Origin of the sequence: Aerosticca soli (genome assembly GCF_003967035.1) — a bacterium.
Taxonomy (GTDB): Bacteria; Pseudomonadota; Gammaproteobacteria; order Xanthomonadales; family Rhodanobacteraceae; genus Aerosticca; species Aerosticca soli.
The window spans coordinates 2,556,124-2,579,040 of record NZ_AP018560.1; the positions used below are offsets into that span (position 1 = coordinate 2,556,124).

Genomic DNA, 22,917 nt, shown 5'->3' on the forward strand with positions numbered 1-22,917 from the left:
CCCGCCAGCAGTGCGGCACCAAGCGTTTGACGGGCCAGTGGCACGCGGTTTGCTTCTTCAAGTTTCGCCATCCGCGGCCGATGCCGCGAAGATTTCCACCCTTGCATCCGGAAGCGCGACGACACCATGAGCCTGATCCGCAGCCAGCACCTTGCCGCCTTCGCCGAAGCCGCCGCCGCCGGCGACGAGGCGCGTCTGGACGCGCTGCGCCGCGAACACCCGCAGATCGCCCGCGCGCTGGCGCCGCTCCTGGAGGCCCGCGATGCCCGCGGCGCGGCGGCCAGCGCCCTGCCGGTGCTGGAACAGCAGTCATTGGTGCTCAACGCCGCGCAGCAGCTGGCCCGCGAGCAGGAGGCCTTGGACAAGGCCGCGCAGGAAAGCCGCGACAGCGTCGGCCGCTTGACGGACGGCAGCGCCGGAATCTCGACGGCGCTGAACCAGGTCGCCGCCGCGCTCGCCAACGCCACCCAGGCCAACCAGGCCAATGGCGCCGGCATCGGCGACCTGGACGCCCAGCTGCGCCTGCTGCGCAATGCGCTGGCGGCGATGAACCGCAACCAGAGCCGCCTGGCCGAACAGGTGGCGCAGATCCGCCGGCTCACCGCCAGCGTGCAGGAGATCGCCCACCAGACCAATCTGGTGGCGCTGAACGCGGCGATCGAGGCGGCCCGCGCGGGCGAGGCCGGGCGCGGATTCGCGGTGGTCGCCGACGAGGTCAAGCAGCTGGCGGAAAAGACCGCCCAGGCCACCGATGAGATCGAGACCATGACCGGCTCGATCGGCGAGTTCTCGCTGCAGCTCGACGGCGACGTGCAGCAGGGCCTGCAGCGGCTCGGCCGCGCCCAGGACAGCCTCGGCCAGGTCGGCCAGCGGCAGCGCGAGGGTGAGAGCGCATTGCGCCTGGCCACCGATCGCGTCGCCACATTGCAGCGCAGTCAGGACGCCCAGCACGCCCGCGCCACCGCCGCCCAGGCCGCGCTGGGCGCGCTCAAGCGCCGCGCCGCGGAAGCCTGCCGGCAAGCCGAGGTGCTGCACCGCGCCGCCCTGCTCGCCCATCATCTGGCCCTGGACTGGCTGGACCGCGACGACGCCACCGATCCGGCCAGCCTGAGCCTGGCCATCCGCGAGGCGGCGCAGGGCATCCGCCAGGCGATGGAGCTCGCGCTCAAGGAGCCGACCGCGCTGGACCGGCGCTGGTTCGACACCCGCGCCCTGCAGCACAGCCTGGAACGGCTGGCCGCACGCCACGCCGACCACCCCGCCGCGCAGGCGCTGGCCGAAGCCGGGGCCCGGCTCGGCGAACAGGGCGGCACCTTCGTCGGCCTGTTGTGCGAGGGGCGGCTCGAACAGGCCCAGCAGGCCTCGCGCGAGCTCGAAGCCGAGCGCGAGGCGCTGGTGAACCAGCTCGCCAGCGTGCTCAACGACATCGGCGGCTGATCGTCATGCGGCACCTGCGCCTCGTCCCTCTCCTCGCCCTGCTCGCCGCCCTGCCGGCACGGGCCGACACGCTGCAGCAGGCGCGCGGATTGGCCGCCGACTGGCTGCGCCAGCGTTTCGCGCAAGCCGACGGCCGGGTGGAAACCACGCCGCTGCCGCTGGATCCGCGGCGCCAGCCGGCCGACTGCGCCGTGCCGCTGGTCGCCGGCCTGCCCGGCGAGGCCCGCCCGGCGCCGCGCATGAGCGTGGTGGTGCGCTGCCCGGCGCCCGGCGGCTGGGAGCTGCGGGTGCCGGTCGCCCTCAAGCTGTATCGGCCGGTGCTCGTCGCCAACCACACCCTCGCCCGCGGCGACGGTGTCGGCGCCGGCGACGTGCACAGCGAGCTGCGCGACGTCACCCGGCTTGGCTATGGCTGGCTGGAGTCGCCCGAGCAACTTGCCGGCCGCAGCCTTGCCCGGCCGCTGGCCGCCGGCGCGGTGCTCACTCCCGCGGCGCTCGGCGGTCGCCAGATGGTGCGCGCCGGCGATCACATCGAAGTCCTCGCCGAGGAGGGCGGCATCGCCGTGCGCGCCCGCGGCGTCGCGCTCGGCAGCGGCGACAGCGGCGCGCGCCTGCGGGTACGCAACGACACCTCGGGCCGCATCATCGACGCCGAGGTCCGCGGTCCCGGCCTCGCCGTGGCGCTGCCATGATGCCGCGGCAGGCTAAAGTTCCCCGTGACACGGCCGATTCCTTCACCTGACACGGCATCACGCACGCAAAAGAGCGGACGATGAACACCACCATCCAGAACAATGGCCGTCCCATCCTGCCGCAGCCCGCCACCCCACAGAGCGGCGCGGCAGCCTCCGGCGCGCCGGGCCATGCCGGCGAAAGCGCGGGCGTGGCCGCCAAGGCCGGCGACCGCGTCGAGCTCACCGATTCGGCGCGCGCCCTGCAGGAGGCCGCCAAGACCACCGACGGCGCCGCCATCGACACCCAGCGGGTGGAGAAGATCCGCCAGGCACTCGCCGACGGCAGCTACAAGGTCGACCCGGCACGGATCGCCGACCGCATGCTCTCGCTCGACGCCCAGCTCGGCGCGACCAAGGGCAGCAGCCAGCCATGAGCACGCCGGCGCCGCCCGGTCTGGCTGACGCGCTCGCCGCCGTCGTCGCGGACATGCGCGCGGCCGCCACGGAACTTGCCACCGTGCTCGATGCGGAGCACGCGGCGCTCACCGCTGCGGACGTGCTCGCGCTCGACCACGCCGGCAACCGCAAGCAAGCCTTGATGCAGGCGCTGGAGCTGCACGAGGCCGAACGGCGCCAGCTCCAGTCGATGGCGCCCGCGTCGGCCGAACCAACGGGCTGGAGCGAGGTCTTGCGCCTGCTCGCGCTGTGCCAGGAACGCAATCTGCGCAACGGCGCGCTGGTCGGCCAGCGGCTGACCCAGGTGCGACGCGCGCTCGCGGTACTGACGGGCGAACCCGAACCAGGCACCTACGGACGCGGCGGCGGCCTCGAGCCCTCGGCGCGCGTGCAGATGCGCGCCCGCGCCTGACCGCCAGCCACTGCCGCAGACGACCGACCATGATGAGCGAGCACATGTCCGCCAACCCCGGCCCCAGCCAACCGCCCGCGCCTGCGCTCGCCGGCCAGCCGCTGCCGGTCGTGCGCATCCCGATGCTGGACCAGGACCGCCAGCTGTTCGCCTATGAGCTGGTCTTCCAGCTCGGCGCCACCGACACGGCCGAACTCATGCACCGGCTGCTGGCCACCCTCACCGACGGCACATTGTCCGGACTGGTGCGCGGCAGCCGGACCTTCCTCAACCTCACCCGCGAGATCCTGCTCGAACAGACCGACGTGCTGCTGCACCAGCCGCGCTTCGGGGTGATCGTCCAGCCGCAGGCCGCCGACGATCTGGAACTGCTCGACCGCCTGCGCCAGCTCGCCCAGCGCGGCTGCCTGCTGCTGCTCGACGCCGGCGATTCGCCGCTGCACGGCAGTGCGCGGCTGGAGGCCCTGCTGCAGATGGTCCAGTTCGTGCGCCTGGATGCCAGCCGGCTGGAGCCGGATGACCTGCTCGAGCGCAGCCAGCGCCTGCATGAGCGCGGCATCTGGGTGATCGCCGGTCAGGTCGACGACCACGCCACCTACCAGCGCTGCCTCGCCCTGCCGCTGCACGCCATCCAGGGCCGCTACCTGTTCCTGCCGGAAAAGGTCGACGTGCCGGTGCTCACCGCCAACCGGCTCAGCATCCTGCGGCTGATGCGCACGCTCACCGAAAACAACCCCGGTCCGGTCGAACTCGGCGAGATCATCCGCGACGACGCTGTGCTGAGCTTCAAGCTGCTTTCCTGCGTGAACTCGGCGTACTTCGCCCTGCCGCGGCAATTCAAGTCGGTGCAGCAGGCGGCGATCTATTTCGGCGTCACCCGGATGCGCAACTGGATCTACACCATGGCGCTCGGCGGCATGGACGACCGGCCGCCGGAACTCCTGCGCGCCGCGCTGATCCGCGCGCAAATGTGCGAGCGCCTGGCCGAGGCCGACGGCCTGCCGCGCGACCGTCGCGAGCTGGCCTTCACCGTCGGCTTGTTCTCGCTGCTCGACACGCTGATGTGCGTGCCGATGGAAACCATCCTCGAACAACTGCCGCTCGCCCGCGAGATCGTCGAGGCGCTGGTCGAAAAACGCGGTCCCTATGCCGCGCTGCTCGATCAGGTGCACGCCTGGGAGTGCGGCATGCTCTCCGGACAGACGCCGCAACGCATCCAGCGCCTGGCCAGCATCTATCTGGAATCCACCCAGTGGGCCGATCAGGTCTACGCCCACGCCGACGTGCAGCCGCACTGATCCCACGCGGCAATCCGCACGGCCGGCAGCATAGACGTCTAGACGTCTAGCCGTCCGCTGCCCGTCCAAGGGCCAGGCCCGTGGGCATCGCGAGCCGCCACCAGCGCGTCGCCCGCGTCGGCGGATCTGGCCACGTCCTCGCCGGCGGCAAGCCAGACTCCCGTGACGGCCAGCCCGCTATCTGCCCGCACGCCGCCGACCGAGCAGCAGCCACGCGGCCGCCAGCACGAGCGCCGCGGCCAGCGCACGCCGCAGCCACGGGTGTGCCGGTGACGGCGGCAGTTCCGGCAACAGTTCCTCCAGCGCACGATCGCCCACCTGGACCTCGAAGCCGTCACCCGTCGCCGCATCGCCGGCCGGCACCAGCAGCCCATCTTCAGCTCGCGCCAGTATCGTCACCACCTGCCGCGGCACCGCCCGCCAGCTGACCCGCAGATCGCCCAGGCGCGCGGCGTCCATGCGTGCGCAGGTGCACAGGAAATCGCCCGCGCGGCTGAAGGTCGCCACCAGGTTGGGCGGCAGTTGGCCATCCGGCGGCGGCGCCACGTCTTCGAATCCTGGCAGGGCGTGGCGCAGTGCAGGGGCGAGGCGATAGCCGCCGACGCGCACTTCGGCCGCCTCGAAACGCGCGCCATCGACGAGAAACGCCCCGGGATTGGCGTGCCCGGCCGGCTGGCGGAATCCGCCCGTGTCGAGGGGATGATCGACCCAGTCGAGCTCGTAATGGACCGTGCCGTCGACGGCGACCTCCCGCCACTGGAACATCTCGACCCGACGCAAGAGCAGCGGCACATCGGCGCCGACCCCGAACAGCGGATCGCGCGGCGCGCCGACCACCTCGATCGGGCCGCTGACCCGCAGCAGGCCCGGCGCGGCGGCGTCAGCGGTTCCGCCATGCCGGGCCAGCACCGCCCGGTGGCGCTGCACGCCGCGCTCGGTCGACACCAGGAGCAGCGCGGCAGCCAGCAGCAGTACCGCACCGGCAAGCGGACGCAGCCAGGCCGGGTGTCTCACGATGCGTCCTTAAGTGCGCCGGGGCGGCCATGCCGCGGCGCGTGGCCGCCTGCGGTCATTGCACCTTGCCGAGCCCGGACGGCCGGCGCGGGTCGCTGGCGGCATCCAAACGGTTGCTGCGCAGGTCCCAGGTGACCACGTTCATGAAGCCCCACGACTCGCGCGGGGTGAGCTCGTAACCCATGCGCTTGAGCCCCTCGGCCGTGGCGGCGTCGAAGGTGCCGTCCTCGACGAAGACCTTGTCCGGCAGGAACTGATGGTGGAAGCGCTTGTGCGCGGCGATCTGCGCCGCGTCCTCGCCGTCGATGAAGGCGAGGATGCCTTCCAGCACCTGGGTGATGATGGTCGAGCCGCCGGGCGAACCGATCACCGCGCAGCGGTCCTTGCCGAGCACCAGGCTGGGCGACATCGAGGAGAGCATGCGCTTGCCGGGCGCCGGGGCATTGGCCTTGCTGCCCAGCAGGCCGTATACGTTGGGCGCGTCGGGTACCAGCGCGAAATCGTCCATCTCGTCGTTGAGCAGCACGCCGGTGTCGCCGGCGACGAACGCCGAGCCGAGCTCGTAGTTCACCGTCGAGGTGACCGCGACCATGTTGCCGTCCTTGTCGATGATCGAGAAATGCGTGGTGTGCATGCCCGGATCGAACAGCGAGGTCACCGGCAGCATCGAGGAGGGCGTGGCGCGGTCGGGCAGGATGCTCTGGCTGAGGCCCGCCGCGTAGTACGGCGACAGCAGCATGTCCAGCGGCATCTTCACGAAGTCCGGGTCGCCGAGGTAGTCGTTGTGGTCGCGGAAGGCGCGCCGCATCGCCTCGATCACGTAGTGGGTGCGCTGCACGCCGTCCATGTGCGCCAGGTCGAATCCCGCGAGCATGTTGAGGATCTGCGCGATCGCCACGCCGCCGGAGGACGGCGGCGGCGCGGTGACGATGTGATAGCCGCGGTAGTCGACGCCGATCGGCGCGCGCTCCTTGACCTGGTAGGCGGCCAGGTCCTCCAGCGTCCAGCGCCCGCCGGCTTTGCGCACCGCATCCACCAGATGCTCCGCCACCGGGCCGCGATAGAAACCGTCGCGGCCGTGCTCGGCCAGCGCCTCGAGCGTGCGCGCCTGGTCCGGATCGCGCCACTTGCGTCCTTCCGCCGGCGGCTGGCCGCCCGGCAGGTACTTGGCCGCCGAAGCCGGCCAGCGCCGGATGATCTGTGCGCGGTCGGCGATCGCCTTGCGCAGCCGCGGGTCGGGCTCGAAGCCCTCGCGGGCGGTGCGGATGGCCGGCGCCAGCGAGGTCTTGAGCGGCAGCCGGCCATAGTGCTCGGCCAGCCACGCCAGCCCCGCCGGCGCACCGGGGATGCCGGCCGACAGCGGCCCGTTGAGCGCGGTGTCGCGGTTGGGACTGCCGTCGGGGTTCACGTAGTCCTTGGCCTGCACCGCCGCCGGCGCGGTCTCGCGCGCGTCGACGAACACCTCCTTGCCGTCGTCGGCGCGCCGCAGCACCGCCATGAAGCCGCCGCCCAGGCCCGAACTTTCCGGCTCCACCACCGACAGCGTGGACGCCACGGCGACCGCCGCGTCGAAGGCGTTGCCGCCCTTGGCGAGCACTTCGAGCCCGGCATGGGTGGCGATGAAGTTGGCGCTGGCGACGGCGGCATGTCCGGGTTTGCCGGCGACGAGGGTCGGCGACGCCGGCTGCGCCGGGGCCTTGACATCCGCCCAGGCGGCGCCCGGTGCGACCAGCAGCAGGCCCAGCAGCAGGGCGGTTCCCTTGAGACGCGAGAACAGATTCATGCGCGGCTTTCCTCGGCAGTGAGCAGGCGGTATTTGAATTCCAGCCGCTCGCGGCTCTCGGCGTGTTCCGGATCGGTGACGATGCACTCGACCGGACACACCGCCACGCATTGCGGCTCGTCGAAATGGCCGACGCATTCGGTGCAGCGCGCCGGGTCGATCAGGTAGTACTCCTCGCCGAGCGCGATCGCCCGGTTCGGGCAGACCGGCTCGCAGACGTCGCAGTTGACGCAGGTGTCTAGGATCTTGAGCGCCATGCCAGCCTTGGCGTGCGGCCGCGATGCTCGGGGCTTCGCGGCCGCACGCGGATGCCTCACCAGGTCACGTAGCGGAGCGTGGCGCCGGTCGGCTGCAGCGCCGCGGTCACCCGGTCCTTGTCGGCGGCATCGCCGATCACCACCACGATCACGTCCTTGAACGAGCCGGGCTTGGCGTCCTTGAAGGCCTCGATCACGAAATCGGCGGTCTTGGCCGAATTGGGGCCGCCGAAGGCGAGCAGGTTGCCCGGCGTCACCGTGCGGGCGACGACGTCCTGCACCTGCTGCAGCTGGCGGTCGTAGCGGGCCTTGGACTCGTCGTCGTCGCCGGCCGGCACCAGATACGCATACGGGCGGTCGGCGCTCATGCCCTGCATGTTCTGCTGCACGATCTGGCCGAGGTAGGCGCCCCAGGCCTTGTTGTCGTTCGGGTCGCTGGGCTTGCTCACCTTCTGCGTCTGTGCGGTCTGCTGGGCCTGATCCTCCTGCTTGGAACAGGCACCGAGCAGCACGGCGGCCGAAAGCGCGAACGCGGCGGTCAATACGATCTTGCGCATGTGCAAATCACCCCTCTGTGGATTGATGACGCCAGCGTTGCCGCATGGCTTGTTGGACGGCCGGGTGCACGAAGCCGGCGATGTCGCCGCCCAGGCGACCGATCTCGCGCACCAGCGTGGACGAAATGAAGCTGTACTGCTCGGCCGGGGTCAGGAACAGGGTCTCGGCCTGCGGGATCAGGTGCCGGTTCATGCTGGCGAGCTGGAACTCGTATTCGAAATCCGACACCGCGCGCAGGCCGCGCAGGATCACGCCGGCGCCGAGTTCGGCGACCAGGCTGGCGAGCAGGCAGTCGAAGCCGCGCACCTCGACGTTGGGCAGGTCGGCCAGCGCCAGCCTGGCCAGCGCGATGCGCTCGTCGAGACTGAAGCCCGGCCCCCGGCCCTTGTTCGGGCTCTCGGCCACCGCCACCACGATGCGGTCGAACAGCGGCGCGGCGCGGCTGACGAGATCGCTATGGCCGTTGGTGATCGGATCGAAAGTGCCCGGATAGACGGCTAGACGCTTGTTGATCGGCGGATGGCTCACGGGCGGCACGTCTGGCGTAAATATAAGCCCTAGCTTAACGGAAGCTCCGGGGAGCGGCGATAGAGCGCATGGCGCACGCTGCCGGCGTGGCCTTCGCGATGCAGGCGCCAGGTCGCGGGCAGGCGCGGCACGTGCCCGCGCGGCGATTCGACGTGGATCCACGCGTCCGGTGCGAGCCAGCCGCGTTCCAGTGCCGCGGCGAGCGGCTCCCACAATTCGGCCGTGAACGGCGGATCGAGGAACACCACGTCGAACGATCGTGGCGCGTCGGCGAGGAAGCGCGCCGCATCCGTCCCCGCCACCGGCGCGTCCAGCTGCAGCCGCGCCAGGTTCGCGCGCAGGGCTTGCGCCGCGCGCGGCTCGGGCTCGACGAACTGCGCCTGCGCGGCGCCGCGCGAAAGCGCCTCGATGCCGAGCGCACCGGTCCCCGCGCACAGATCGAGCACGCGCGCGCCGGCGATGACCGGCGCCAGCCAGTTGAACAGCGTCTCGCGCACCCGTTCGGGCGTGGGGCGCAGTCCCGGCAGGTCGGGCACCTCCAATCGCGAGTTGCGCAGACGGCCGGCGATGATGCGGATGCGGCCTGGAGCGGGCTTCATGCGTCCTCAGCTGACGGTTCGGCAGCCGGTGCTAGCATCCGGCCATAGTCTTTGAATTGTCGCAGACGAGCCATGCTCAAGTTCTGGAAAAAGAAACCGGCCGAAGGCGAGGCCGGACAACCGGAGGCGTCGCCGGCGCCCGCAGCGCAAGCACCCGCCACACCGCAGACATCGACGGCCGCGACACCGGCCGCCCCGCCCGCACCCGCCAAGCGCGGCTGGCGCGAGCGGCTGTCCGGCAGCGCCTTCGCGCGCGGCCTGTCCGCACTCTTCACCCGGCATCCCAAACTCGACGACGAGCTGCTGGACGAGCTGGAAACCACGCTGATCGGCGCCGACGTCGGCGTGGAAACCAGCAGCGCGCTGGTCGAGGATCTGCGCCGGCGCATGCACAAGCGCGAGTTCGCCGATGCCGACGCCCTGCTCGCCGCGTTGCGCCAGGCGCTGGTCGCCAGGCTCGCGCCCGTGCAGCAGCCGCTACGGCCGGACGGCGCCAAACCCTTCGTGGTGCTGGTGGTCGGCATCAATGGCGTGGGCAAGACCACGACGATCGGCAAACTCGCGCGGCGCTGGCGCGACGAAGGCCGCGAGGTGCTGCTCGCCGCCGGCGACACCTTCCGTGCCGCCGCGGTCGAGCAGCTCAAGACCTGGGGCGAGCGCAACGGCGTGCCGGTGATCGCGCAGGGCCAGGGCGCCGATGCCGCCAGCGTGATCTTCGATGCGCTGCAGGCCGCGCGCTCGCGCGGCGCCGACGTGCTGATCGCCGACACCGCCGGCCGGCTGCACACGCAGGGCGGGCTGATGGACGAGCTGTCCAAGATCGCCCGCGTGCTGAAGAAGCTCGACCCGGACGCGCCGCACGAGGTGCTGATGGTGATCGACGGCACCACCGGCCAGAACGCGCTGAGCCAGGTGCGCCAGTTCCGCCAGCTGGTCGGCGTCACCGGCCTCGTCGTCACCAAGCTCGACGGCACCGCCAAGGGCGGCGTGGTGTTCGCGCTGGCCCGCGAGTTCGGGCTGCCGATCCGCTTCGTCGGCCTCGGCGAGCAGGCGACCGACCTGCAGCCCTTCGATGCCGAGGCCTATGTCGACGGCCTGCTGCCGGATCGGCTCGGCCAGGGCTAGTCTGCGCGCTGCCGCCGATGCGGATCACCCCTCGCCTGCGCACCATCCTGATCGCCGTGGCGGGTGCCGCCTGCCTGTTGGCGACAGGGCTCGTGCTGGGGCTGCATTGGCTGCTGCAGCCGGAGCGTTTCACCCGGCGGCTCGCGGCGCAGGCGCAACAGGCCGGCCTCGAGCTTAAACTCGCCCGCCCCGCCCGCCCCGACTTGCTGCCCGAGCCCGCGCTCGAACTGGAAGGCCTCAGCCTGCGCGCAGGCGCCGGCGGCGCGCCGATACTGCTGGCCGAGCGCGGCCGCCTGGTGCTGCCCTGGCGCGCCCTGCTGCGCGGTGAAAACGCGATCGGCCGGCTGGAAATCCAGGCGCCGCGACTGGACTTCGCCGCCCTGCGGCAATGGCTGGACGGGCTGCCGCCCGACACGGCGCAACCGCGCCTGCCGCGCATCGACACCGGCATCGCCATCCGTGGCGGCAGTCTGGTCGAGGGCGACCGCGTGCTGCTCGACGCGATCGATCTCGACAGCGGTCGCCTGCGTCCCGACCAGCCCTTCCTGCTCACGCTCACCGCCCGGCTGGGCCATGGCGAGCCGGTGCGGCTCGAGCTTCGCACGCTACCGCGGCAGACCGAGGCCGCCCTGCAGCTCGACGAGCTTCAGCTGCATGTCCGCGCCGGCCGCACGCTCGCCCTGCAACTGTCCGGGTCCGTGCGCTGGCACGGCGATGCCGACACCCGTGCCAGCCTGGCCGGCAGCTTCACGCAGGACGGGCGAAACGGCACGCTCGCGCTGACCCTCACCCCGGCAGACCGGCACGATCCGCTGCTGCTGCACGTGCGCGCAGACACCGCCGACGCGCACCTCGACCTGCGCACGCCGCCGCTTGCCCTCGCGCCCTGGTGGCGCTCGCTCGACGCCGCACCGCGCGTGACGATGCCGCCGCTGGAAGGGGAATGGCGCGCCGCCCGGCTCGACCTCGGCCCGGCGACGATCCGGAATTTCTCGCTCACCACCGGCGCCGCGCCGTCCGCTGCCGGCAGCGCCCCGCCTTCCTCATGAGTGCCGACTTCGCCACACGTCTCTTGGCCTGGTACGACCGCCACGGCCGTCATGACCTGCCCTGGCAGGCCGGCGATGCCGAGGGCCGGCGCGATCCCTACCGGGTCTGGCTGGCGGAGGTCATGCTGCAGCAGACCCAGGTCGCCACCGTGATCGCCTATTTCCAGCGTTTCGTTGCCGCGCTGCCCAGCCTGCGCCAGCTCGCCGAGGCCGAGGAAGACCACGTGCTCGCGCTGTGGTCGGGACTGGGCTACTACCGGCGCGCGCGCTTCCTGCAGCGCGCCGCGCGCGTCTGCGTCGAGCGGCACGGCGGCGAACTGCCGCGCGATTTCACCGCGCTCGCCGCACTGCCCGGCATCGGCCGCTCCACCGCCGGCGCCATCCTCGCCCAGGCCCACGGCCTGCGTTTTCCGATCCTCGACGGCAACGTCAAGCGCGTGCTCGCGCGCCATCGCGGCATCCACGGCCATCCCGGCCAGAGCGCGGTGGCACGGGAACTGTGGCGGCACGCCGACGCATGCACACCGGCCGAGCGCGTGGCCGACTACACGCAGGCGATCATGGATCTGGGCGCCACCGTGTGCACCCGCGCCCGTCCGGCCTGCGCACGCTGTCCACTCGCCGAGGACTGCATCGCCCGTCGCGACGGCCTCACCGCCATGCTGCCGACCGCCCGTCCACGCCAGGCCTTGCCGACCCGCCGCACCGTGATGCTGGTGCTGCGCGACCCGAGCGGGCGCATCCTGCTCGAAAGGCGCCCGCCGCAGGGCGTGTGGCCCGGCCTGTGGAGCCTGCCGGAAACCGCCGATCACGCCCAGGCATGGCCGGCGGCCCAAGCGCATGCGCGACTCGATGACGCCACCGCGCTCACCCCTTTCGAGCACGTGTTCACCCACTATCGCCTGCACGTCGAGCCGTTGCTGTTCGATGGCGTGCAGGCCCATCCGGGCGTGACCGACCGCACCGATCTGCGCTGGAGCACGAGCGGCGAGCTCGCCACGCTCGGCCTGCCCGCGCCGGTCCGCCAGCTGCTGCAGACGCTCGAACCGCCCGCACCGACCACCATCTTCCCGAGGGACCTCACCCGATGAGCCGCACCGTACATTGCGCCAAGCTCGGCATCGACGCCGAAGGCCTCGACTACGCGCCGTGGCCCGGCGAACTCGGCCGGCGCATCTATGCGGAGATCTCAAGGCAAGCCTGGCAGCAGTGGCTGGCCCAGCAGACCATGCTGATCAACGAATACCGGCTCAATCCGCTCGATCCCCAGGCGCGCCGCTTCCTCGCCGCGGAGATGGAAAAGTTCCTCTTTGGCGGCGAAGCCGGCACCCCGCCCGCCGGCTTCGTGCCACCGTCCGAGCCTTGACGCTCCCCCGCCCGTTCATGTCTAATGCCGCGCTCTTCGACGCTCTGCGGCCAGGTAGCTCAGTTGGTAGAGCAGGGGACTGAAAATCCCCGTGTCGGCGGTTCGATTCCGTCCCTGGCCACCAATACCTAACGCCCAACCCTCATCGGTTGGGCGTTTTCATTTGCGGGTTCCGCGACACCATGCGGGGTTTGGCGGCGTTCCGCGTGTGCCACGCGGTAGTGGCAGGGTGGCCGGAAGTCGCCCGGTTCGACTCTCTTTCGCCCTCTTTTCTCTCGAAATCCGCGCCAACTTCTTTGCGGAAGCGCACGCAAATGGCCTTGTGGCCCAGTGACTTGCACGTGCGTCACTGCCATCGGTTGTCCATCGTGCTTGGATGAGCAAGGCATCAAGCCTGCACGGGGCTCAATGCTGCAGCACAGGGCATCGAGTACAGCCCCGGGCGCCCCTGCACGACCTGGACGAGGGCCCGGTATGCAACGAGTGGCCCTTCGGCTTCCGGCTTGCCCTTGTCGCGCGTCTTGACCTTGAACACGTCGATGGGCTTGGCGCTGTCGAGCCCGGCACGCCGCATGACCTGTTCGGCGGTGCGGGGCTCCCCCTTGAACGACCACAGGGCCTCGAACACTGCTGCCTGAGCCTCGGTCAGCCGGATCGGGCCGTGCGGCCAGTCGGGCAGCGTGACCCAGCGGAAATCCGCCGAGAAAGGCCCCTTCACTGGCGTCGTTGGATCGCTGGCCTGCGGGTCTGGCGGCTCACCCGGCAGGCCGATGAGCGCGATGCCGCCACCGTAGAGGGTGAAGCGATCTTCCAACGCCCACCACTGCACGCCCGGCCCGAAGGGCGCACCGCGCGTTTCGCGCGGTTTGGGTGTAATCACCCGAACGTCGCCACCGGTCACGCGCACCCGATCCAGCAGCGCTGGTTCTTGCCACAGCCTCACGATGTCGCGTGCGAGCAGCACCGGCGCGCGCCGGGATTCGCCCAGCCGCCACACGCCGTCACCAAGGTCGTCGATGCCGTCGCGGCTGTCGATCGCAAGGGCCAGGCGCAGCTTCTGGCGCAGCCAGTCCTCGTTCAACCGCAGCGCTGCGCCGTCCTGCGGCGAGACCGGCACCGGCCCGCAGTCCGGGCAGCGGCACAAGCGTCCGCCGCGCCCGTCGCCGAACACCGGCGCCCGATGCAGCGCACAATGCGGGCACAGCACGCAAGATTGATCAGTCACGGCCGCCTGGATCGCGCGGCCCAGGTGCGGCAGCAGCGCCACCTCGCGCGGCGACAGGGTGGCGCGCAGCACCGGCATGCCCGCGGCGAACAGCCGGCAGACGAACTGCCAGCCCTCGTGTGCCGACATCTCACGCGTCCTCGGGAGTCGTCGCCCTGACCGTGCCCGCGGCGAAGGGTGCCTCCTGTGCGCTCAAGGTCTGGCCGGGGCGCAGGATGCCGATGCGTACCAGGTAGCGCTCCAGCTGCGCTTGCAGCTTGGCATCGAACTGGTGCAGGTTGAGCCGCCCGCGGCTCGTGACCTCGATGGGCACCACGCGCGCCCGGGTGCGCCCTGGCTCGGGAGGGTAGTACAGGTTGATCTGAGCCGCCAGCACCGCCCAGCGGCCTTCCAGCGGGCCCGGCAGTTGATCGCGCAGCAGTTCATGCACCGAGCGGTGCTGACTGGCCTGCATGGCCGTGCACTCGATTTTCAGATCTCCCTCCGGACTCAGCAGCGTGAGCGACTTCAGCTGCACCAGCGAGAAGCCGTCCTCGAACACCTCCGGCACATCGAAGCCCGTGCGCAGCGCCGACAAGTCCAGCGCCGGGGCCTTGATACGCTCGGGCGTGGCCTTCACCCCGAGCACATGCTCGGCGAAGGCCTCCACCAGCATCTGCTGCACCTTGTGACCGCCGCGCGCCAGGGTGCGCACCACGCCCGTGGCTTCGGCGTACTCCAACACCATGTGGATGTTCGGGTTGCCCACGCGCTGCTTCAACACCACGCCCTCGAACTCCAGGCGCAGCTCGGCCAGGTCTTTGACGTGCACCGTCAGCAGGTGGATGCCGGGGCTCCTGGGCACGAGATAGGCCACACAGCCCTCGCCGCACTGGCGCTCGCGCTGGTAGTAGGCCGAGATCGCTCGACGCAGACCGGCCAGTGCGGCGTCCGTCGGGATCGCAGGGCGCCGCACTCCCAAGTCGTATTGCTGCGCCTGGGCGCTGTGGTGCGCCCAGAAATCGAGATCGCTGGCGCGTTCGAACAGCGCCCGGTGCCGCACGTACAGCCAGAACGAGCGATGCAGGTCGCTCTGGCACAACGCCAGGCCCGTCACCACGGCGGGATCGGACAGCGCCGCCTCGAACATCGCCTGGCCGCCCGCGGCATCACCCAGCGCGACGCTGGCCACCAGCTCGGCCGTCAGCCGGTCGCGCGCCGAGGTGTCGCCCCACGTCATTATGGCTTCAATCACGGCCCGGTTCGGCGGCTCGTGCGGCTGTGCATCGAGCGCTGGCGGCACCGCCAGCCCATGGCTGGCGAGAAACTGGTGCAGCGTCTCATCCGGCGGCAGCGCCTGCAGCACGTCGACATAGGTCTTCTTCATCGCGTCTCGGTCCTTTCCTTGAGGTGACGTCGGAGGTCTGCTGACCGAGGCTTCGGGCACGCGGGCCGGCGACGGCTGACTGAACTTGTGTCACGCCAAAGTAAAGCAGCGTGATACAGCGCGATTGTGTCCCGGCCTGATCCGCTTGTCAAACTGCATGGCACATCTAGCGGCGTTTGGTATCACAGGGCTATACTGTCGGATCGCATTCCAACACTTCCCGTGATTCGAGACGGGACATCGCCATGGCTTCCGCGTTTGGATCTCGCCTGCGGCGATTCCGCGAGGCGAAGAAATTGACCCTGCAGCAGGTGGCCGACGCGGTCGGCTGCACCAAGGCTTACATCTGGGAACTGGAGATGAAGGAGGGCCAACGCCCCTCCGCCGAGCGCGTGCAGGCGCTGGCCAGGGTGTTGGGCGTCACGATGGAAGACATCATGGGTGAGCCCATCCCCCAGGTTCCCGAGGCCAGTCCCGAGGACGTGGCCTTCTTCCGCGAGTACGCCGGGATGACGGAGGAGGAGAAGAGACGCTACCGGCAGGCGCTCGAGATCATGTTCCCCGACAAGGGCCAGGGCGGGGACTGACGATTGGGCACCGCGTGCCACCTCACCGGTTCGATTGCTGCCAGCCATGTCCACAAGTGGCTGCGGGCATGGTACGGCGCGGACGTGCCCGAGGCCATCGATCTCGATGTCGTGCGGCAAATGCTGCCGACCACGCCCTACGGCAAAGGGGTTCGGGAAATTCGTCCCCCGGTGCAGTTCAACGACGATGCCTTCGAGGGCATGCTGGCGCGGGATCCCGGCGACCCTGAGGTCTGGGGTATCGCCTACAACGGCACGGTCAGCCCGCAGCGCCAGCGATTCACCATCGCTCACGAGCTCGGGCACTTCATCCTGCACCGCGACCGGCAGCAGCGCTTCAACTGTGACAAGGAGAGCGTCTACTCGGGCCACGAGACGATGCGCCTGATCGAGCGCGAGGCCGACGACTTCGCCAGCAACTTGCTGATGCCCGGCGATCGGCTGCGCGAGTGGATCTCGAACGGACGCATCGATCTGCACGTCCTCAGCGCCATTGCCAAGCGCTTCCAGGTCTCGTTCGAGGCGCTGTGCATCTGCTTCATCAAGTTCACCTCGCAGCGCGCCATCCTGGTCTACTGGGACAACGGCTACGCGAAGTACGAATGGCGCAGCAGCAGCGCCGTCAGGACGCGGGCGCGCATCCGACGCACCGGCGATCCGCAAGAGCCGTTACCCGGCACGCTCGCCGCCGACGCGAGCGTCGTGCAGGCGTGGGACGGCATCGAGATGTCTGCTGCGATCTGGTGTCCGGAGGAGGCACCCTACATGAAGCTGCGTGAGTTCAAGCACAGCTACGCCTCGAGAGATCGCGTCCTGACCCTGCTGCTGTTGGAAAGCGCTGAGCCGCGCGCTTGGGATCGGGCGTGGCAGGACGGCGAGAGCTACGACCAGTTCGTCGCGAACGAGCGGTTACCGGTACGCTGAATTCAGAGCCGTCGCCGAAGATGCCCCATGACTACAAATGCCCAGCGACTGAAGGACGCCCTGGAGGAGACCCTTCGGCTCCAGAGCCCAGAAAGCGAAGAATACAAGCAATGGCTGCAAGGTCCTCGAAACTCGCCGTTTCCTCCTTCTATCCCGGCGGGAAGCAGTGGCTTCTATCCGACCACCGATCGGGCACTTGGCTGCATAACGGAGATCATCGACAACATCCGAATCAATGACGCCGCGCTTGCCCGAACTCTCAGCAGAGATGAAATGTTCAAGCGGGCGATGCTCGCGCTCGGAGCGAATCTTTCATCACTCGTTGAAGTCGCCGATGACGATGAGAGATGGAAGCAGTACCGAGAAGCCATCTCCACTGCGTTCACCGCCTCCCCGACCAGCCAGACTGTCTATGTGCCAGTGTGGCTCTTCGTCCGCCAGGAGTATGGGAGTTTCTCCGTCGGACCCGTTGAATTCGTTGATCGATCGGGATGGCTAGACAAGGTGGAACTCCTTCGAGGTAGTCGTCCCGCATGGCGATCAGGTGTTGAAACGGCTTGGGGGCTGGCTAGCAACGATGGCGACGGCGCTGATGGTGACTGCGATCAGATCGTCAAGTTGGCAATCCGGACGGTGACGCGCTTTGCGTCAGCAGAACAAAGAATTGCGTGTGTCGCCATTGAAGGCTTTGATGATCAAGAGGCGCAGCGTCGAGCACTGCTCGCAGCCAGAATTGCCATCGACGGCATACGGCTCCTCATCCCAGGCAGCAACAAGAAAAGGATATTCACCTCAGCCGACCACGGCCCGCCTCGCGCCATCGAGCGACTACGGCAGATGGCTGGGCACGACCTGACCGCTGGTTCAGGAATGGAAATACCAGGCGTTGGCGGAGCTCCCGGCGCAGCTCAGGAATTGATCGACGCCTCCATAGATTTCCGAAAGGCAGCCGGGAACTGCATCACGGTCGTCATCAGTCCGACGCCCGCGCAGGAAAACCTACCTGAGCTGTCTCAGCGATGGAGCAATGCCATTCACTGGTATGGTCGGGCATGCGTCTCCGACGCGGACTTCGTCGCACTGCCGATGTTTGGTTTCGCACTAGATATTTTGTGCGGTGGTAAGGAAGAGGCCGGAATTAGAAATCTGGCTTGCGCGCTCTTCGAGAAAGAGCCGGAAGACTGCGTTCGGACGGATGGGTTGACGCTCAAGGCTGCCGTGCGCAAGGTCTACGAATGGCGGTCGAAGATTGCTCATGGCTCCTTGCTGGCGGCCGACCTCATTCTTGAATCGGAGCGGGTCTTGTCCGAAAGCATCGCCAACGCAATGCTCTATCAGTACGTGATGTGTTTGGAGCAATACCGTTCAAGCGCGTCCCCCGTGGATACTGGCGAGTACTTCCTGGAGTGGCTCCGGAAGAACCCGCCGTCGACTTGGTCTCCGACACCAACCACGGCCTGAACCAGTGGCCTTCCTCCTTTCCGCACACGCCAGCTCAAACACGTTACGCGAAGTGCCTTCGGTTTCTAGCATGAGCAGCGTTTTCCATCGGAACGCCGACCATGCACGAACCCGAACCCCTCTCCCCGGCCCTCGAGGCTGATCGGCCTCGGCACGCGCACCAAGAGATCGTCGATCTGTTGGCCTGCGCCCTGCTGCGGCTGCGCGCACGCCCCTTTCCGCCGCCTGGCCGTCCCGCCACCGACAGCGACTCGGTTGGCCTTGGCTTCTGCGGGCCACAGCGCGTGAATGCGAACCCCGATCACGCACGAGGAGTTCGCCGATGACGACACACGCAGGCCCCGCGGACCCGGCCACCGTCGCCGCCCGCGTCGCCCGGTTGCCCCACCTGCCGATGGACAGCCTCTGGGCGCTGTGGGACGAGTACTTCGAGGAGCGGCCCAAGCATCACCACCGCACCTGGCTGGAGAGCCGGCTCGCCTACAGGATCCAGGAGCGCGCCTTCGGCGGATTGAAGCCCGCGACCCGCCGCAAGCTCGAGGAGATCGGTGAGACGGGCATCCTGCCACGCCAACTGCGCCGTGACGCGAGTCGGCTGCTGCCGGGCACGGTGCTCACGCGGATGTTCGACGACGTCGAGCACCGGGTGCTGGTGCGCGGGCCCAATGACTTCGAGTATCAGGGGCAGCGGTTCAAGAGCCTGACGGCGATTGCCCGCCACATCACCGGCACGCCTTGGTCGGGCCCCGCGTTCTTCGGCCTCAAGACCAAGGACGGACGGAAGGAGCCGGCATGAGATCACGATGGCCCGCATCCCCGTCGACCATGCCGACGCCTGGTCCCGTCACGCCATCGAGGCGCTGTGCGGTCTACACCCGCAAGTCCACCGACGAGGGATTGGACCAGGAGTACAACAGCCTGGAGGCCCAACGCGACGCGGGGCTGGCCTTCATCGCCAGCCAACGTCATGAGGGCTGGATCGCCATCGAGGAGGGTTATGACGACGGCGGCTACTCCGGCGGCAATCTCGACCGCCCTGCGCTCAAGCGCCTGCTGGCCGACATCGAGGCCGGCAGGATCGACATCGTGGTCGTCTACAAGATCGATCGCCTCACGCGCAGCCTGGCGGACTTCGCCAAGCTGGTGGAGGTGTTCGACCGCAACGGCGTCTCCTTCGTCTCGGTCACGCAGCAGTTCAACACCACCACCTCGATGGGGCGGCTCACGCTCAACATCCTGCTGTCCTTCGCGCAGTTCGAGCGCGAGGTCACCGGCGAGCGCATCCGCGACAAGATCGCCGCCTCCAAGGCGAAGGGCATGTGGATGGGCGGCATGCCGCCGCTGGGCTATGACGTCGTCGATCGCAAGCTCGTCGTCAACGAGCGCGAGGCCGCACTCGTGCGTGACATCTTCCGGCGCTACGCCGAGCATGGCTCGGCTGCACGGCTGGTGCGGGAGATGGCGATCGAGGGGCACACCACCAAGGCCTGGGTGACCCAAGGCGGGCGCCGGCGCACGGGCCGACCCATCGACCAGCAATACATCTTCGCGCTGCTGCGCAACCGCATCTACCTGGGTGAGATCCGCAACCACGGCACGTGGTATCCCGGCCAACACGAAGCGATCGTGCCACGAGACCTGTGGGACGCCGTGCACGCTTTCATCGAGCGCCGCAAGCAGGCGCCGCGCGAACACCGGGCCCAACACCCGGCGCTGCTCGCGGGCCTGCTGTTCGCGCCCGACGGCCAGCGCATGCTGCACACCTTCGTCAAGAAGAAGAGCGGACGCACCTACCGCTACTACGTCCCCTACCTGCACAAGCGTCGTAACGCGGGCGCGAGCCTGGCGCCGGACGCCCCAGACGTCGGCCATCTGCCCGCGGCCGAGATCGAGAACGCGGTGCTGACGCAGATCCACGCGGCGCTCTCGGCGCCGGAGGTGCTGATCGGTACCTGGCGGGCGTGCCAGCGCCACCCGGCGGGTGCCGCCCTCGACGAAGCGCAGGTGGTGGTGGCGATGCGACGCATCGGCGACGTGTGGGCGCAGTTGTTCCCGGCCGAGCAGCAACGCATCGCGCGGCTGCTGATCGAGCGGGTCCAACTGCATGAGTACGGACTCGACATCCTCTGGCGTGAAGACGGCTGGCTGGGATTGGGGCCCGAGATCGGCGTGCATCCCTTGGTCGACGAGTGCCGCGCGCCTGCCGAGGAGGTCTTGACATGACCCGCTCGCCTCCCGATCCGACGCCGAACTCCCGCCGTCGCGCGATCCGCATCGAGGTCGGCAACGATGCGCGCAGCTACGTCAGCGCAGGGCAGCGGGTGACCCTGGTGCCCCTGACGATCAAGCGGAGGCACAACCGCAAGCTCCTGATCCCGCCGACGCCCGAGTCCGCAGCCGCAGCCGCGGGCGGCCTGGATGCGCCGATGATCAAGACGCTCGGCAAGGCCTTCTACTGGAAGCGGCTGATCGACGAAGGCGTCTATCCGACGACCGCCGACCTGGCGCGCGCGCTGAAACTGGAGCCAGGCTGGGCGGCCGAGGTGCTGCGCATGACCCTGCTGGCCCCCGACATCGTCGAGGCCATCCTGGACGGGCGCCAGCCCCGCCATCTGAACCTGCAGACCCTGCGTGGCCGGCACGATCTGCTGCCCCGCGACTGGGCCGAACAGCGCCGGCTGCTGGGTTTTCCGCCACCGGCCCAGTGACCGGCCGCACGGGTGCGGTGCAGGCGCGGCTTGCGCTGCGGACGCTCGGTGGTGTCCTCGTACACGCCGTCGAGCCACAGCATGTGGAAGTGGATGTTGAGATTCAGCGCGCTGCCGAAGCGCTGGATCAGGGTCACCACGCCGCATTGCGCCGTATCCCGCGGCACGCCGGCCTGATCGGCAAGCCAACCGGCGATCACACGATGCACGATGCCCAGCACCGGGCCGATCGCCTCAGGCCAGGACCCAGTAGTTGGGCCGAGGCGCCGATGTCATCGCGGAACGGGCAGGACGGTAGATGATCGCGGTCGGCACGTCCCAGGATGGCAGATCGGTTCCAGGAATTTTCGGCGGGAATGGTGGGCGATTATGGCCGCGCATATCAGTTCTCCCGGGTGTCGGTGGATACGAGAAGGTGACGTTCGAGATCGTCGAGTTTTTCCATTCGCCTCGAATTCAGGCGAACGGCGCGTTCGGTGTTCTGCGAAGGAAAGGCAGCAGCGTGCAGGACGTCCGACCGCATCGCTATCGTGAGATCGGCGACGGCATTCATCACGCGCTCTCCGTCCCCGTCCGAGAGCGTGCCGTCAGCAAAACCGGACTGCAAGCTCTCCAGTACCTGCTCGAAGCTGGACACGACCCCTGCACTCGCGACCACAGCCAGCTTGTGGCTGAGAACACGCAGTTCATCGATCAGCTTCGCATCGTGCCTTGCGGTTTCCACGATCTCTGCGACCTTCTCGATGCAGGCCATGTAAATGTCGCATTGCTGCTGGAGGATGATGACCCTTCCTTCCTTGCGAAGCTCGAGATCGGTCTGGCGGTTGAGAAGCGCCGCGGTCAGAATGATCGTCACGACAGCGCCGAGAAAGATGAGCGTCATCTCCTGCGCGAAAGGCAGCGTGTCTTCGGCAAGATACATCGAGCGAAAAAGGAAAACGATGCCGATGCCGAAGGCAGCGGCCGCAGCCGCAAGTGCCAAGTCAGGCAGGCGGTTCGACATCAGCACCTCGCATTTTCGATATCAGGGGGCATGCACGGCTTTGCATCGGCGTCCGGCGCCTCTGCGTCCCGGTGCCGCAGGAAGATTGGCGTCGGGTATAGGAAGTTCAACCGCCCTTTTTTGCGAGTCTGGCAGGTAGGAAGCGGCCGGGGTATAACAACGTGCCGGAGTTCACCAGCCGCGCCTTCATCGCCTGGACGCAGCAACACGGTATCGTGCACATCCTGATCGAACCGGGCTGCCCGACGCAAAACGGCTACATCGAAAGCTTCAACGGCAAGTTCCGCGACGAGTGCCTCAACGAGCATTGGTTCATCTCGCTCGCCCAAGCTCGCGACGTCATCGCCGACTGGCGACGTGACTACAACGAGGTTCGACCTCACAGCAGTTGCGGTCGCATCCCACCAGCGCAGTTCGCCGCCAACCACCGAACACAACAACCCAGCAACGAAGTACCCTTCAACCCCGGACTTTGCCAGTAATCACTGGTACGACCTGCGGGGGCAGGTCATATGGCGGGCACGCATCGCTCGTCGATGTCACATGGCGGCAACTGATCAGACCTTCCCTAGAAGTCACTTTTTTCTTCGAGATCGGCTTCGTCATCGCATCTCTCAATTTCCATCTTTCCTGTGCAAAAATATTGCTCTTGCAACCAAGGGGGCCACTATAGCCACAAAAACAAGCGCAACCAAAATTGAAAAATTATTATTTATATACATCCTCAAGAAAAAGAAAATCATAATATCCATCATGAATATGGCAATCATCGTTCCAAGAAGCAACGCCCCAAATTTGCCTCCCGAGATCTTGTTCATGAATCCTCCTTAACAACCCTTGGAATTAAACAGCGCTGGCCATGTATCAACATGGCCAGCGCCCACACACTCGCTATTTCTCAAGCAGATGGCTTGTCGCAATAAACGCGCCAGCAAGGCCAAGTCCAACAGCTCCAGCCACAAGCACAGGCGCTCCGACCAAACCCAATCCCACACCTGCTACCGTTCCAACCCAAGCCTCGGCGATATCAAGAGCCAACATACCACCGTTGACCTGACCAACTTCATGCATAGTCAATTCTTTCATC

General features: G+C 68.3%; 26 protein-coding genes, 1 tRNA gene and 2 pseudogenes. 17 read left to right on the forward strand and 12 right to left on the reverse strand.

The window, feature by feature from the left end; genetic code table 11:
• Positions 1-126 precede the first annotated feature (126 nt).
• The 5 genes from ALSL_RS11960 to ALSL_RS11980 all read left to right on the forward strand — a co-directional run bounded on the left by ALSL_RS11960 (position 127) and on the right by ALSL_RS11980 (position 4,277).
• Positions 127-1,437, forward strand: a complete 1,311-nt coding sequence (locus tag ALSL_RS11960; protein ID WP_126539481.1) for a methyl-accepting chemotaxis protein — start codon at positions 127-129, stop codon at positions 1,435-1,437.
• A gap of 5 nt (positions 1,438-1,442) precedes the next feature.
• Entirely contained in the window at positions 1,443-2,129 is a 687-nt protein-coding gene (flgA, locus tag ALSL_RS11965; protein WP_126539483.1) for a flagellar basal body P-ring formation chaperone FlgA, read from the forward strand.
• Positions 2,130-2,209: 80 nt separating this feature from the next.
• On the forward strand, positions 2,210-2,545 hold the full coding sequence (gene flgM / locus ALSL_RS11970; RefSeq protein WP_126539485.1) for a flagellar biosynthesis anti-sigma factor FlgM: 336 nt from the start codon (positions 2,210-2,212) through the stop codon (positions 2,543-2,545).
• Positions 2,542-2,979 carry a flagella synthesis protein FlgN gene (locus tag ALSL_RS11975; RefSeq protein WP_126539487.1) on the forward strand — a complete coding sequence of 146 codons (438 nt, stop codon included), beginning with the start codon at positions 2,542-2,544 and terminating at the stop codon, positions 2,977-2,979. The genes flgM and ALSL_RS11975 overlap by 4 nt, the downstream gene beginning before the upstream one ends.
• A 44-nt stretch (positions 2,980-3,023) precedes the next feature.
• Positions 3,024-4,277, forward strand: a complete 1,254-nt coding sequence (locus ALSL_RS11980) for an EAL and HDOD domain-containing protein (RefSeq protein WP_231700224.1) — start codon at positions 3,024-3,026, stop codon at positions 4,275-4,277.
• A gap of 177 nt (positions 4,278-4,454) precedes the next feature.
• Here ALSL_RS11980 and ALSL_RS11985 read toward each other — a convergent pair whose 3' ends face one another.
• From ALSL_RS11985 to rsmD, 6 genes are read right to left on the reverse strand one after another with little or no spacing between them, the layout of a single operon-like run.
• A complete protein-coding gene (locus ALSL_RS11985) occupies positions 4,455-5,291 on the reverse strand; it encodes a TMEM43 family protein (protein WP_126539489.1) in 837 nt (278 codons plus the stop codon).
• A gap of 55 nt (positions 5,292-5,346) precedes the next feature.
• On the reverse strand, positions 5,347-7,074 hold the full coding sequence (ggt, locus tag ALSL_RS11990; RefSeq protein ID WP_126539491.1) for a gamma-glutamyltransferase: 1,728 nt from the start codon (positions 7,072-7,074) through the stop codon (positions 5,347-5,349).
• On the reverse strand, positions 7,071-7,331 hold the full coding sequence (locus tag ALSL_RS11995; RefSeq protein WP_126539493.1) for a YfhL family 4Fe-4S dicluster ferredoxin: 261 nt from the start codon (positions 7,329-7,331) through the stop codon (positions 7,071-7,073). The genes ggt and ALSL_RS11995 overlap by 4 nt, the downstream gene beginning before the upstream one ends.
• A 56-nt stretch (positions 7,332-7,387) precedes the next feature.
• Positions 7,388-7,888 carry a hypothetical protein gene (locus tag ALSL_RS12000; protein WP_126539495.1) on the reverse strand — a complete coding sequence of 167 codons (501 nt, stop codon included), beginning with the start codon at positions 7,886-7,888 and terminating at the stop codon, positions 7,388-7,390.
• A 7-nt stretch (positions 7,889-7,895) separates the two neighbouring features.
• A complete protein-coding gene (coaD, locus tag ALSL_RS12005; RefSeq protein ID WP_174928849.1) occupies positions 7,896-8,417 on the reverse strand; it encodes a pantetheine-phosphate adenylyltransferase in 522 nt (173 codons plus the stop codon).
• Positions 8,418-8,446: 29 nt separating this feature from the next.
• On the reverse strand, positions 8,447-9,016 hold the full coding sequence (gene rsmD / locus ALSL_RS12010) for a 16S rRNA (guanine(966)-N(2))-methyltransferase RsmD (RefSeq protein ID WP_126539497.1): 570 nt from the start codon (positions 9,014-9,016) through the stop codon (positions 8,447-8,449).
• 72 nt (positions 9,017-9,088) lie between these two features.
• On the opposite strand from rsmD, the gene ftsY reads away from it, so the two are divergent.
• The 5 genes from ftsY to ALSL_RS12035 all read left to right on the forward strand — a co-directional run bounded on the left by ftsY (position 9,089) and on the right by ALSL_RS12035 (position 12,680).
• Positions 9,089-10,141, forward strand: a complete 1,053-nt coding sequence (gene ftsY, locus ALSL_RS12015; RefSeq protein WP_126539499.1) for a signal recognition particle-docking protein FtsY — start codon at positions 9,089-9,091, stop codon at positions 10,139-10,141.
• 17 nt (positions 10,142-10,158) lie between these two features.
• Positions 10,159-11,190: an AsmA family protein gene (locus ALSL_RS12020; RefSeq protein ID WP_126539501.1), complete on the forward strand. Its 1,032-nt coding sequence runs from the start codon at positions 10,159-10,161 to the stop codon at positions 11,188-11,190.
• Entirely contained in the window at positions 11,187-12,281 is a 1,095-nt protein-coding gene (gene mutY / locus ALSL_RS12025) for an A/G-specific adenine glycosylase (RefSeq protein ID WP_126539503.1), read from the forward strand. Before ALSL_RS12020 ends, mutY begins: the two co-directional genes overlap by 4 nt.
• Positions 12,278-12,556 (forward strand): oxidative damage protection protein, encoded by a 279-nt coding sequence (locus ALSL_RS12030; protein ID WP_126539505.1) that lies wholly within the window; start codon positions 12,278-12,280, stop codon positions 12,554-12,556. Before mutY ends, ALSL_RS12030 begins: the two co-directional genes overlap by 4 nt.
• 48 nt (positions 12,557-12,604) lie before the next feature.
• Positions 12,605-12,680: transfer RNA gene (locus ALSL_RS12035), tRNA-Phe, on the forward strand.
• Positions 12,681-12,944: 264 nt separating this feature from the next.
• Here the strand turns inward: ALSL_RS12035 and ALSL_RS13775 are convergent.
• Positions 12,945-13,910: a hypothetical protein gene (locus tag ALSL_RS13775; protein WP_019559508.1), complete on the reverse strand. Its 966-nt coding sequence runs from the start codon at positions 13,908-13,910 to the stop codon at positions 12,945-12,947.
• A 1-nt stretch (position 13,911) separates the two neighbouring features.
• A complete protein-coding gene (locus tag ALSL_RS12045; protein ID WP_019559507.1) occupies positions 13,912-15,147 on the reverse strand; it encodes a hypothetical protein in 1,236 nt (411 codons plus the stop codon).
• Positions 15,148-15,392: 245 nt separating this feature from the next.
• On the opposite strand from ALSL_RS12045, the gene ALSL_RS12050 reads away from it, so the two are divergent.
• The 6 genes from ALSL_RS12050 (at position 15,393) to ALSL_RS12080 (ending at position 20,827) form a co-directional block, all read left to right on the forward strand.
• A complete protein-coding gene (locus ALSL_RS12050) occupies positions 15,393-15,734 on the forward strand; it encodes a helix-turn-helix domain-containing protein (protein ID WP_119352879.1) in 342 nt (113 codons plus the stop codon).
• Between the two features lie 3 nt (positions 15,735-15,737).
• Entirely contained in the window at positions 15,738-16,658 is a 921-nt protein-coding gene (locus tag ALSL_RS12055) for an ImmA/IrrE family metallo-endopeptidase (RefSeq protein ID WP_198410653.1), read from the forward strand.
• Between the two features lie 27 nt (positions 16,659-16,685).
• Positions 16,686-18,119, forward strand: coding sequence for a HEPN domain-containing protein (locus ALSL_RS12060; RefSeq protein ID WP_126539507.1), 1,434 nt, complete (start codon positions 16,686-16,688; stop codon positions 18,117-18,119).
• A gap of 322 nt (positions 18,120-18,441) precedes the next feature.
• On the forward strand, positions 18,442-18,915 hold the full coding sequence (locus ALSL_RS12070) for a DUF2924 domain-containing protein (protein ID WP_126539510.1): 474 nt from the start codon (positions 18,442-18,444) through the stop codon (positions 18,913-18,915).
• A 29-nt stretch (positions 18,916-18,944) separates the two neighbouring features.
• On the forward strand, positions 18,945-20,342 hold the full coding sequence (locus ALSL_RS12075) for a recombinase family protein (protein ID WP_126539512.1): 1,398 nt from the start codon (positions 18,945-18,947) through the stop codon (positions 20,340-20,342).
• Complete coding sequence (locus ALSL_RS12080) at positions 20,339-20,827, forward strand: hypothetical protein (RefSeq protein ID WP_126539514.1); 489 nt, start codon at positions 20,339-20,341, stop codon at positions 20,825-20,827. The genes ALSL_RS12075 and ALSL_RS12080 overlap by 4 nt, the downstream gene beginning before the upstream one ends.
• A gap of 2 nt (positions 20,828-20,829) precedes the next feature.
• Here the strand turns inward: ALSL_RS12080 and ALSL_RS12085 are convergent.
• Together ALSL_RS12085 and ALSL_RS12095 are read right to left on the reverse strand one after the other, a co-directional pair.
• Positions 20,830-21,072: pseudogene (locus ALSL_RS12085) on the reverse strand (transposase); the annotation flags it as partial.
• A 137-nt stretch (positions 21,073-21,209) separates the two neighbouring features.
• Positions 21,210-21,830, reverse strand: coding sequence for a hypothetical protein (locus ALSL_RS12095; RefSeq protein ID WP_126539516.1), 621 nt, complete (start codon positions 21,828-21,830; stop codon positions 21,210-21,212).
• Positions 21,831-21,994: 164 nt separating this feature from the next.
• On the opposite strand from ALSL_RS12095, the pseudogene ALSL_RS12100 reads away from it, so the two are divergent.
• Positions 21,995-22,312, forward strand: a pseudogene (locus tag ALSL_RS12100) (integrase core domain-containing protein); the annotation flags it as partial.
• A 132-nt stretch (positions 22,313-22,444) separates the two neighbouring features.
• Here ALSL_RS12100 and ALSL_RS12105 read toward each other — a convergent pair.
• Positions 22,445-22,648: a hypothetical protein gene (locus ALSL_RS12105; protein WP_126539518.1), complete on the reverse strand. Its 204-nt coding sequence runs from the start codon at positions 22,646-22,648 to the stop codon at positions 22,445-22,447.
• Positions 22,649-22,721: 73 nt separating this feature from the next.
• A complete protein-coding gene (locus ALSL_RS12110) occupies positions 22,722-22,916 on the reverse strand; it encodes a hypothetical protein (RefSeq protein WP_126539520.1) in 195 nt (64 codons plus the stop codon).
• Position 22,917 lies beyond the last annotated feature (1 nt).

What these genes read in the sequence shown, in the direction of transcription:
- ALSL_RS11960 (WP_126539481.1), top strand. Translation starts at nt 127, where the DNA reads ATGAGCCTGATCCGCAGCCAGCACCTTGCCGCCTTCGCCGAAGCCGCC.
- flgA (WP_126539483.1), top strand. Translation starts at nt 1,443, where the DNA reads ATGCGGCACCTGCGCCTCGTCCCTCTCCTCGCCCTGCTCGCCGCCCTG.
- flgM (WP_126539485.1), top strand. Translation starts at nt 2,210, where the DNA reads ATGAACACCACCATCCAGAACAATGGCCGTCCCATCCTGCCGCAGCCC.
- ALSL_RS11975 (WP_126539487.1), top strand. Translation starts at nt 2,542, where the DNA reads ATGAGCACGCCGGCGCCGCCCGGTCTGGCTGACGCGCTCGCCGCCGTC.
- ALSL_RS11980 (WP_231700224.1), top strand. Translation starts at nt 3,024, where the DNA reads ATGTCCGCCAACCCCGGCCCCAGCCAACCGCCCGCGCCTGCGCTCGCC.
- ggt (WP_126539491.1), bottom strand. Translation starts at nt 7,074, where the DNA reads ATGAATCTGTTCTCGCGTCTCAAGGGAACCGCCCTGCTGCTGGGCCTG.
- ALSL_RS11995 (WP_126539493.1), bottom strand. Translation starts at nt 7,331, where the DNA reads ATGGCGCTCAAGATCCTAGACACCTGCGTCAACTGCGACGTCTGCGAG.
- ALSL_RS12000 (WP_126539495.1), bottom strand. Translation starts at nt 7,888, where the DNA reads ATGCGCAAGATCGTATTGACCGCCGCGTTCGCGCTTTCGGCCGCCGTG.
- rsmD (WP_126539497.1), bottom strand. Translation starts at nt 9,016, where the DNA reads ATGAAGCCCGCTCCAGGCCGCATCCGCATCATCGCCGGCCGTCTGCGC.
- ftsY (WP_126539499.1), top strand. Translation starts at nt 9,089, where the DNA reads ATGCTCAAGTTCTGGAAAAAGAAACCGGCCGAAGGCGAGGCCGGACAA.
- ALSL_RS12020 (WP_126539501.1), top strand. Translation starts at nt 10,159, where the DNA reads ATGCGGATCACCCCTCGCCTGCGCACCATCCTGATCGCCGTGGCGGGT.
- mutY (WP_126539503.1), top strand. Translation starts at nt 11,187, where the DNA reads ATGAGTGCCGACTTCGCCACACGTCTCTTGGCCTGGTACGACCGCCAC.
- ALSL_RS12030 (WP_126539505.1), top strand. Translation starts at nt 12,278, where the DNA reads ATGAGCCGCACCGTACATTGCGCCAAGCTCGGCATCGACGCCGAAGGC.
- ALSL_RS13775 (WP_019559508.1), bottom strand. Translation starts at nt 13,910, where the DNA reads ATGTCGGCACACGAGGGCTGGCAGTTCGTCTGCCGGCTGTTCGCCGCG.
- ALSL_RS12045 (WP_019559507.1), bottom strand. Translation starts at nt 15,147, where the DNA reads ATGAAGAAGACCTATGTCGACGTGCTGCAGGCGCTGCCGCCGGATGAG.
- ALSL_RS12050 (WP_119352879.1), top strand. Translation starts at nt 15,393, where the DNA reads ATGGCTTCCGCGTTTGGATCTCGCCTGCGGCGATTCCGCGAGGCGAAG.
- ALSL_RS12060 (WP_126539507.1), top strand. Translation starts at nt 16,686, where the DNA reads ATGACTACAAATGCCCAGCGACTGAAGGACGCCCTGGAGGAGACCCTT.
- ALSL_RS12070 (WP_126539510.1), top strand. Translation starts at nt 18,442, where the DNA reads ATGACGACACACGCAGGCCCCGCGGACCCGGCCACCGTCGCCGCCCGC.
- ALSL_RS12075 (WP_126539512.1), top strand. Translation starts at nt 18,945, where the DNA reads ATGCCGACGCCTGGTCCCGTCACGCCATCGAGGCGCTGTGCGGTCTAC.
- ALSL_RS12080 (WP_126539514.1), top strand. Translation starts at nt 20,339, where the DNA reads ATGACCCGCTCGCCTCCCGATCCGACGCCGAACTCCCGCCGTCGCGCG.
- ALSL_RS12095 (WP_126539516.1), bottom strand. Translation starts at nt 21,830, where the DNA reads ATGTCGAACCGCCTGCCTGACTTGGCACTTGCGGCTGCGGCCGCTGCC.
- ALSL_RS12105 (WP_126539518.1), bottom strand. Translation starts at nt 22,648, where the DNA reads ATGAACAAGATCTCGGGAGGCAAATTTGGGGCGTTGCTTCTTGGAACG.
- ALSL_RS12110 (WP_126539520.1), bottom strand. Translation starts at nt 22,916, where the DNA reads ATGAAAGAATTGACTATGCATGAAGTTGGTCAGGTCAACGGTGGTATG.